Below are 7,772 nucleotides of genomic sequence, written 5' to 3'. Positions count from 1 at the left end.
GTCGTTTTGGATAAAATAAGAGAAATGAATATTATTGCTTATCCAGAAAAAATAAAACCTGTACATATTCAGGTTTTTTTCTGGTTACCAGATAAGCCCACATTTTTTGATGACATAGAGAACCAATCTGGAAAACCATGCTCCTCTGATGCATACCTTCTTCAAAAAGATGAAATAAAAAAATACGAAAACGAGTTTATCGAAAAAGGAGTTGCGGTGTTGGCTGGGTGGGCGGATGAAGACTTGCTTGTAAGTGCTTCTGAAAGAACAGAAATGGGCAACAGTCTTGCTAATACAAATAGGCGGGTATACAAGCGGCTCAAACTGAAGGAAGCTTATGCTATAGAAGAATTGCCGATATATTTGAGGGCGCACACATCCTGAATCAACGCAAAACTTGCATGTATCTCCAATCTGGGCTGGGAGAGGGAACCCGTCGCAGGTCTTGCCGGGCCTGAACGCCTGTGACAGTGTTAGGCGGCCACCTGATCCCGGCCTCTCCTGCAAAGCAACCCGGTCCCAAGCGGCCGTATCCCACATGCTCACCCTCTTCGCCCCCTCCCTCCAGGGTACCCTTCGCTTCCCCAACTCCCCCGAAGGCCGCCAGGCCCTCCTGCAGGCTCTCCGCCATCACCGACCCCACCTGGTGGTCCTGGAACCCACCGGCCCCTATCACTTCCCCCTCCTGGAGCTCCTCCTGGAGGCCGGCCTCCCTGTGGCCGTCGTCAACCCCCAGCAGGCCGCCGCCTTCCGCCAAGCCTCCCACCAAGAAAGCCCCTCTCCCCCCGGAGAGAGCTTCACCCAGTGGGCCAGGGGGTAGGCTAGGAGGGACAACACGGGAAACCGATGCACCCCCAAAGCCGTCCGCTGCCCAAAGCGGGCCAGGGAAAACTCGCCCTTCATGGCCCGGAAGAAGTGCTCTATCGTAAATCGCCGCCGACCTCACACCAGCACGGTCTGGGGACCCGCGGGAAAGGTGGCCACCCCATACCGCCACGTTCACCCTCCCCCGGGCAAAGGATGGCGGTACCAGCTGGCCTACACGGGAAAGAAAAGTCCCCGCAGGTGCACCCGGCGCCCCTGCCGCTGGAGCCCAGAGAAGCCCAGAGAGGGGAATGAGGGCACGGGTGGGCCATGGATAGCGGTTGAGGAAGCAGGAGAGGGCGGAGGAGGATTTGGCCTTGGTGTGCTGGGACCTGGCCTTGCCGTGGCCGGTGAGGGAAAGGAGAAAGAGGGCTTTGGGGGATTTGCGGAGGTGGGGGGTTGGCAGGAGGGCGAGGAGGGAGCAGAGTGCAGAGTAGAGACTGGGCCGCTTCCCTTCATCCGAAGGGAATCCGGCGGCCCTCTTCAAGAGGTCCTTAGGCGGAGATATTCGCGGGATGAATAAGTGCAAGTTTTGAGTTAGGGTCCGTAGATTATGTCCTCGTATTCCAGATGGGTTTCCGCTTTTGGGGCAAGGGTGGTCGGCCTAGGTTCGATCCCAAGAACCCAGAAGGCATCTATGACTTCAATGAGCTCAGGGGACGGAGCAAACCAGTAGCGGTAAGGCTCACTCAAAAAGTCTTCTGAACGCTTTGTGACGGCCTCTCTCAGTATAGAAAGAGGTTTTTCGGAATAGAACCGAAACAACGCCTGGGGGGCTTTACTTCCCCTATGTACCTGCTATATAACAGGTATCACCATGGCCCCCACCCGGCTCCCCCCTGGACAGCAGCGGGTCCTCAAGGCCGCGGCGGAGATGGCTCGGGAGGGCCTTTCCCCCACCGCCCACGACCTCACCAAGGCCCTGGGCCTCCGCCCCCAGACCCTCAGGCAACACCTGGAAGCCCTGGAAAGGAAGGGCCTCCTCCGCCTCCACCCCGGAGGCCACGGCCGGCCCACCCACCTGGAGCTCACCCCCGAGGGAGCCCTCCTGGCCGGGGTGGCCATCCCCGTAGTGGGGCGCATCCCCGCGGGGCCCCCTGAGCTCGCCCTGGAGGAGGCGGAGGGGCTCATCGCCCTCCCCGGCTGGCCCGGCCTCTTCGCCCTGGTGGTGGAGGGGGACAGCATGGCGGAGTACCTCCTGGAGGGGGACGTGGTGGTGGTGGAGCGGGGGGTGAGGCCCCGGCGGGGGGAGATCGCCGCGGTGCTCTACGGGGGGAGGACCACCCTCAAGTACGTCTACCCCGAGGGGGAGGTGGTGGTGCTCAAGCCCCACAACCCCGCCTACCCCACCCTGCGCCTTCCCGCGGGGGAGGTGGAGGTGCAGGGGGTTTTCCGCTTCCTCCTAAGGGGGAAGGAGGCCTTGAAGCGGCTTGGGATTTTCCAGGAGGTCAGCCTATGACGCAGGATTGGACAGGACAGACGGACAAAGAGGTACGCTATCTGGTCCTCCCGCTCATGCCTAGGGAGGAGCGCTTGGCGGTGGCCATCCGGCCGGAGCTCTACCGCCAGACCCTGACGGAGGAGACGGATGGGCGCACCTACTTGCGCCCCCTCGAGGGGGAGGAGGCTTTCGTGGTGCCTTGGGCCGCCTTGGGCGAGGAGGAAAGGCATGCCCTGCAGAGGGGAGAGGTGGTGGGGCTTTCCCAGCGGCCCGGGGCGGAGGTGGCCGCGGAGGTTTACCTCCTTCAGGATGCCGTGCCCGCCATCTGGGTTCGCCTGGACCGAGGGGGCCTGGGGGTGCTCCTGGAGGCGCTTCTGGACCCCGAAGCGGCCTAGAACCTGGGGGCCTCTGGCCCCCCGGAGAGGGCCATGGACGAGCTCACCCAGGCCATCGAAAGGGTGGACCTCCCGGAGCTCGTGGCCCGCTTCTGGCCGGATTCCGGGGCCAGACCCGGTAGGCCCGGCCTCTACCGGGCCGCCTGGCGGGGGGACCGCCACCCTTCCCTCTCCCTCTTCCGAACCCGGGGCGTTTGGTTTTTCCGGGACCACGCCACCGGGGAAAGCGGCAACGCCTACCACCTCCTCCGGGCGGCGGGGATGAGCAAGGAGGAGGCGGTGGAGGTCCTCCTGGGGCGGAGGCCCCTGCCGGAGCTCCCCAAGGCGGTGCGGCGGACCCGCCCCAAGCCTACCCCACCCCTGGACCAGGAGCGCCTCCTGCGGGAGGCCCAGGCCCGCCTGCGGGAAGCCAAGGAACTGCCTGAGGTCCTCTGGGAGCGGGGGGTCAGCCTGCGGGAGGCGGTGGCCCTGGGCATGGGCCTCTCCCCGGAAGGGGACCTCCTCCTGCCCATCTACGACCGGGAGGGCAGGGTGGTGGCGGTGAAGGTGCGCCACAGGGAGCCGAGGGAGGGGGCCCGCTACCGCTACCTGGCCCGAGGGAGCGGCACGCCCCCCTGGCACGGGCCCGGCTTCGGCAGGCGGGCGGGGGTCTTGGTGGTGGAGGGGGAGCTCAACGCCGTGGCCCTCTACCTGGCCCTGGGGGACCTCCTGGACGTGGTGGGGGTGGCCGGGGTGAACGGCACCCTGCCCGAGCCCGACGGGAGGCCCACCTTCCTCCTCCTGGACGGGGACGAGGCGGGCCGGGAGGCCGGGAGGCGGTGGCAGGAGGAGCTTGGGGGCCACCTCCTGGCCCCCCTGGAGGGCGGGGACGCCTGCGAGGTGGCCCACGGGCAGGGCCGGGAGGCCCTCAGGAAGGAGGTCCTGGCCCGGGTGGGGGAGGCGCTTTTGGGAGGTGAGCCCTAGTATGGAACCCATGGAGATCGCCCTCCTCCCCCTCGAGGGCGGCCACGCCCTGGTGGCCGAGGTGGGGGTTTTCGCCATCGGCAAGGACGCGGAAGCCGCCCAAGCCCTGGGGCAAAGGCTTTACGCCCACCTGGGCCTCCCCGTGGTGCCCCTGGTGGTGGGGGGGCCCAGGCGGGGCTACCACCAGGGGGTCTTGCACCTGGGGAGCCTGGAGGAGCACCTGCCCCACCTCCCCCGGGTCCTCACCCCCGGGGAGGTGCAGGCCCTGGCCCGCTTCCTGGAGGGCGGGGGACCCAGGCCCGAGGTGCGGCTTCGCCTGCCCGCCAACCCTTCCCCCAAGCCTTCTCCAGCCGCAGAACAGCCCTCAGAACCCTTGCCCCCTCAGGCCCAAGAACCCCTTCCCCAGGGAAGCCCAAAGCTCCCCCCTGGCAGGGGCGCGGTCTTCGTGCGGGGCGGGGACTGGCGCAACCGGGAGGTGGTGGCCCCGTCCGCCGGGGAAGCCCCTTCCCCTGCCCGTCCCGCCCCGGCCCCCAAGCCCTCGAGGCCCCAGGCCCCTCCTTCCCCCCTCCGGCACCTGGTCTGGCTTCCCGCCCTCCTCGTCCTCTACGCCGCCTTGACCCATCTGCCCGGCCTGGTGGCCTTGGTCCCTGCCCTGGGCTTCCTCCGCACCCAGGACCGCCTCCTCAAGCGGGGGGGCTCGGCCTGGGACTGGACTGGGGCCTTCCGGCGGGTGGTCTACGGGGTGAGCCTCACCCTCTTCCTGGGGGTGGCCCTCCGCTTCCCCCTGGAGGCCTCCCTCACGGGGGCCCTGGCCTGGGCCCTTTTGCCCTCCCTGTGGGGGGCTTTGGCCCTCTACCGCCCCCTGCCCTTGGGGGAGGCCTCGAGGCTCTACGCCCTGGCCTGGGGGGACGCCCTCTTTTGGCTTGGGGCCTTCGCCCCCCTGGCCTTCTACCTGGGGGCGCCCCTCCTTGGGGTCTTGCTCCTGGTGCCCGCCCTCTTCTGGGCTTTGGGAAGGCACCTGGACCCATACATAGCAACATAAGGTTGCGCCATAGGCAAAATATGTGGCAACATAAGGGCGTATGCGAAGCGCCCTCCTTGGCCTTTTCCTTTTGGCGGGCCTGGCCCAGGCCCAGGTGGTCCTCAAGACCTACTACGCGGAAGACCTGGTGCGCTCCCCGGGCGTTCTGGAGGTGAGCCCGGGGTTCACCACCGTCCTGGACTTCTGGGACCAGGTGGATGCCGCTTTCAGCGCTAAGCGGGAACTCCTCAGGATCGAAGGCGGCGGCCCCCGGCTCCTCCTTTCGGCGGGGATGGTGGGCACGGCCACGGGTCCCGTCCCGGTGAAGTCGGGGATGACAGACCTGGTGGTGGAGGTGGGGGGGAGAACCCTCCTCTTCACCGTGCGCATCGCCCCCGGGGAGTACCCGAGGCGCTACCAGATCCTCCTCCGGCGGGGGCAGGGGGGGACCTACGCCCCCACGGGGCAGGGGGTGGCCCCCACGCCTCCCGCTCCTCCGGTGCAGGCTTCCCCTAAGGTGGAGGCTCCGGCACCCAACCAGCCGCCCCAGGACCCCGGCCCCCAGGTGGCCTTCACCACCGCCGTCCAGGCCCCCACGGACGCCTCGGGGCGGGTGAGCGTCTTCTTCACCCTGGAGAACCGGGGGCGCAACCCGGTGAGCTTTGCCCTGAACGACCTCGAGGTCCTCCAGGAGGGGAAGCCCCTGCGCTTCAGCGTGCGCCGGGATCCCCTGAAGGCGGTGCTGAACCCCGGGGAGGGGCAGAGCGGGGTGATCCTGGTGGAGGGGGTAAAGCCTGGGGAGCTCCTCCTCAGGTGGCGGGGGGTGGAGCTGGGCCCCGGGCGGAGCTTCGCCCTGGAGCGGAGGCTTTTGGGCACCACCCTGGAGATCCAGACGGGGGACGGCCGTTAGGAGGTGCCCGGTGAGCCGCACCCACGAGCTCCTCCGGCCCTGGACCGAGGGGCCCTTCACCCTGAAGGAGGCGGCGGAGCGGTATGGGGAGGCCCTGGTGGCCGAGGCCCTACGGGAACGCATCCTGAAGCCGGTGATGACCCGGCTGGGCCCCGTCCTGGTGCCCGCCTCCCGGGGCCGGGTGGCCCTGGGCCTCACCCGCCACTACACCCCAAGGCCCGCCCCCCTGGAGGACGCCCTCCTGGTGCGGCGGCAGGTGGAGGAGATGGTGGCCAGAGGCTACCGGGTCCTAAGCCGCAAGGGGGGCCGGGCGGTCTTGGAAGGGGAAGGGGAGCGGGTCTTGGTGGTGGGGGGAGCCCAGCGGGGCCTCCTGGAAAGCCGCCCCCGGCGCAAGGACCCCCTGGAGGCCACGGCCCAGAGGGTGGTGGTCTTGGTGCCCGAGGGGCAGGCGGTGCGGAGGAGCCGCCTCCGGGTGGAGGTGCGGGAGGTGGCCCTTGGAGGTGGCTAGGCAGTTCGCCGACCTGGTGGGGAGCCTGGTCCCCCCGAGGGGCTTCATCCTGGCCCTGGTGGCCTTCGCCGTGGTCATGGGAGGCCTCCTCATCGCCATCGGGGAGAAGGACCGGGGGATCCTCTACCTCATCGCCGCCCTCCTGGGGGGCATCCTGGCCGCCTTCGCCCGGCCCCTCCTGAGGGGGCTACTGGGCATATGAACGAGGTCCTCTGCGCCGTCAACCGGCTCATCTGCGCCCTCACCCCACCCGTGGCCCTGGTCCTGGCCCTGGGGGTCCTGGCGGTGGTCCTCCTGGGCTACCGGGTGCTCATGGGGGACCTGAGGCGGGCCAAGTGGACCCTGGCGGCCCTCCTCCTCCTGGGGGCCTTCCTGGCCCCCATCCCCAACGGGAGGGGGGGCTACACCGCCGCCTTCTACCCCTTCGTGCGGGCCCTCACGGGCGGGTACGGGGGATGCACCTTCCGGGGCCCACCCCCGCCCTACACCCCCAGGCCGGACGAGGCCCCGGTGCGGGGGCTTTCGTGCGGGGGGCGGTAGCCTCTCCCTCCTCCGGCAGGCTCCCCAGTGGCGGGTGGCCTAGCCCTCGGGACCCTCACGGCAGGGGCGGAGGGCAAGGAGATGTGCTATGCTCTGCTTGTATGCGCCTAACCGTGCACCTCCCCGAGGACCTGGCCCGCCTCCTCCGGCAAGCGGCGGAGAACGAGGGCAAGTCCATGAGCGCCCTCACCGCGGAGGCCCTGGAGGCCTACCTGAAGGAGCGCAAGAGGAAGAGGTTGGGCCTCGAGGTCCTGCGGCGGGCGGGGCAAGCCCGGGTGGCCCCGGAGGCCCTCCAGCTTCTGGAGGAGGGGCGGCGTGATCGCCCTTGACACCGGCTTCTTCGTACGCCTCCTCCAGGGGCACGAGGGGGCCAAGGCCAAGTGGCAGGCCCTGGTGGAGGGGGAGGAGGGGGTGGTATCCGGCCTCTCCTCCGTGGAACTCCTCCGCCTGGCCCTCAAGGGGGCCCTGGACCGGGAGGACGCGGAGCTCCTCCTCCAGGCCATCCCCGCGGTGTGCCGGGTGGTCTGGCCAGACTGGGCCATCGGAGAGAGGGCGGCCCGGCTCTCCCACGGCCTCCACCTCCCCCTGGTGGACGCCCTCATCCTGGCCACTGCCCTGGAGGCGGGGGCCAAGGAGCTTTGGACGGCGGATCGGGACCTAGCGAGCTACCAGGGGAAGCTCCGGGTGGTCCTGCTGGGGTAAGCCGCCCCTCCAGTGGCGGGTGGCCTGAGCCTGGGGGCCAAGGCCTTCTACCTCCCTAACCTAGCTCAATCCGACCGTGCTCCATTTAAGATGGTACCGTTTTCTCCAACGGCCACCACTAAACCCGAGTCATAGCCGTAAGCGATGCCCCAAAGGGTTTCCTGCGTGGCAGAGTGTACTTGATCCCAGTTTAGACCATCCTCAGAGAGGATAATCGTGCCTTTTTCGCCTACAGCAATGAACATTCCCATGTTTTGAATAAGGCCGGATGAACTGTCCTGATAATATGCATGAACCACTCCGAACAGGTTCGGCCCACTTCCAGAAGAAACCGCTTTTATTTCCCATTCAGCGTGTTCGCCTTCGTTCCATTCAATGCCGTTCTCAGATGGGGACAACAGTAAAATGGTGCCGCTTTCGCCTACGGC

Annotated in this window: 11 protein-coding genes and 3 pseudogenes; 12 read left to right on the top strand and 2 right to left on the bottom strand. The window is 67.7% G+C overall.

What is annotated here, in order from left to right:
• On the top strand, nucleotides 1-384 hold a 384-nt coding region (locus TNMX_RS12755; RefSeq protein ID WP_216593107.1), incomplete at its 5' end, for a hypothetical protein.
• A gap of 190 nt (nucleotides 385-574) precedes the next feature.
• Nucleotides 575-760: pseudogene (locus TNMX_RS01075) on the top strand (transposase); the annotation flags it as partial.
• Here TNMX_RS01075 and TNMX_RS13170 read toward each other — a convergent pair.
• Nucleotides 739-1,270: pseudogene (locus TNMX_RS13170) on the bottom strand (hypothetical protein); the annotation flags it as partial. The pseudogenes TNMX_RS01075 and TNMX_RS13170 overlap by 22 nt on opposite strands.
• 411 nt (nucleotides 1,271-1,681) lie before the next feature.
• On the opposite strand from TNMX_RS13170, the gene TNMX_RS01070 reads away from it, so the two are divergent.
• The 10 genes from TNMX_RS01070 (at nucleotide 1,682) to TNMX_RS01025 (ending at nucleotide 7,344) form a co-directional block, all read left to right on the top strand.
• Nucleotides 1,682-2,323 carry a LexA family transcriptional regulator gene (locus TNMX_RS01070; RefSeq protein ID WP_038028586.1) on the top strand — a complete coding sequence of 214 codons (642 nt, stop codon included), beginning with the start codon at nucleotides 1,682-1,684 and terminating at the stop codon, nucleotides 2,321-2,323.
• The gene (locus tag TNMX_RS01065) at nucleotides 2,320-2,700 is read left to right on the top strand and encodes a hypothetical protein (protein ID WP_156919381.1); all 381 of its coding nucleotides are present in this window, start codon (nucleotides 2,320-2,322) and stop codon (nucleotides 2,698-2,700) included. The genes TNMX_RS01070 and TNMX_RS01065 overlap by 4 nt, the downstream gene beginning before the upstream one ends.
• A 33-nt stretch (nucleotides 2,701-2,733) precedes the next feature.
• On the top strand, nucleotides 2,734-3,663 hold the full coding sequence (locus tag TNMX_RS01060; RefSeq protein WP_038028573.1) for a toprim domain-containing protein: 930 nt from the start codon (nucleotides 2,734-2,736) through the stop codon (nucleotides 3,661-3,663).
• Nucleotide 3,664: 1 nt separating this feature from the next.
• Nucleotides 3,665-4,705: a hypothetical protein gene (locus TNMX_RS01055; protein WP_052037879.1), complete on the top strand. Its 1,041-nt coding sequence runs from the start codon at nucleotides 3,665-3,667 to the stop codon at nucleotides 4,703-4,705.
• Nucleotides 4,706-4,745: 40 nt separating this feature from the next.
• Nucleotides 4,746-5,594, top strand: a complete 849-nt coding sequence (locus TNMX_RS01050) for a hypothetical protein (protein WP_038028570.1) — start codon at nucleotides 4,746-4,748, stop codon at nucleotides 5,592-5,594.
• Nucleotides 5,595-5,604: 10 nt separating this feature from the next.
• Nucleotides 5,605-6,102 (top strand): hypothetical protein, encoded by a 498-nt coding sequence (locus tag TNMX_RS01045; protein WP_038028569.1) that lies wholly within the window; start codon nucleotides 5,605-5,607, stop codon nucleotides 6,100-6,102.
• The gene (locus tag TNMX_RS01040; RefSeq protein WP_038028589.1) at nucleotides 6,095-6,304 is read left to right on the top strand and encodes a hypothetical protein; all 210 of its coding nucleotides are present in this window, start codon (nucleotides 6,095-6,097) and stop codon (nucleotides 6,302-6,304) included. Before TNMX_RS01045 ends, TNMX_RS01040 begins: the two co-directional genes overlap by 8 nt.
• Nucleotides 6,301-6,642, top strand: coding sequence for a hypothetical protein (locus tag TNMX_RS01035; RefSeq protein ID WP_038028567.1), 342 nt, complete (start codon nucleotides 6,301-6,303; stop codon nucleotides 6,640-6,642). The genes TNMX_RS01040 and TNMX_RS01035 overlap by 4 nt, the downstream gene beginning before the upstream one ends.
• A gap of 101 nt (nucleotides 6,643-6,743) precedes the next feature.
• Entirely contained in the window at nucleotides 6,744-6,971 is a 228-nt protein-coding gene (locus tag TNMX_RS01030) for a ribbon-helix-helix protein, CopG family (RefSeq protein WP_038028565.1), read from the top strand.
• The gene (locus tag TNMX_RS01025) at nucleotides 6,958-7,344 is read left to right on the top strand and encodes a type II toxin-antitoxin system VapC family toxin (protein ID WP_038028563.1); all 387 of its coding nucleotides are present in this window, start codon (nucleotides 6,958-6,960) and stop codon (nucleotides 7,342-7,344) included. Before TNMX_RS01030 ends, TNMX_RS01025 begins: the two co-directional genes overlap by 14 nt.
• 65 nt (nucleotides 7,345-7,409) lie before the next feature.
• On the opposite strand, the pseudogene TNMX_RS12960 reads toward TNMX_RS01025, so the two are convergent.
• Nucleotides 7,410-7,772, bottom strand: a pseudogene (locus tag TNMX_RS12960) (hypothetical protein); the annotation flags it as partial.

The sequence above is a fragment of the Thermus sp. NMX2.A1 genome (assembly GCF_000511705.1).
GTDB classification, from domain to species: Bacteria; Deinococcota; Deinococci; order Deinococcales; family Thermaceae; genus Thermus; species Thermus scotoductus.
Note: the sequence above shows the minus strand (reverse complement) of the source record. Positions and strands in the feature narration are given on the sequence as shown.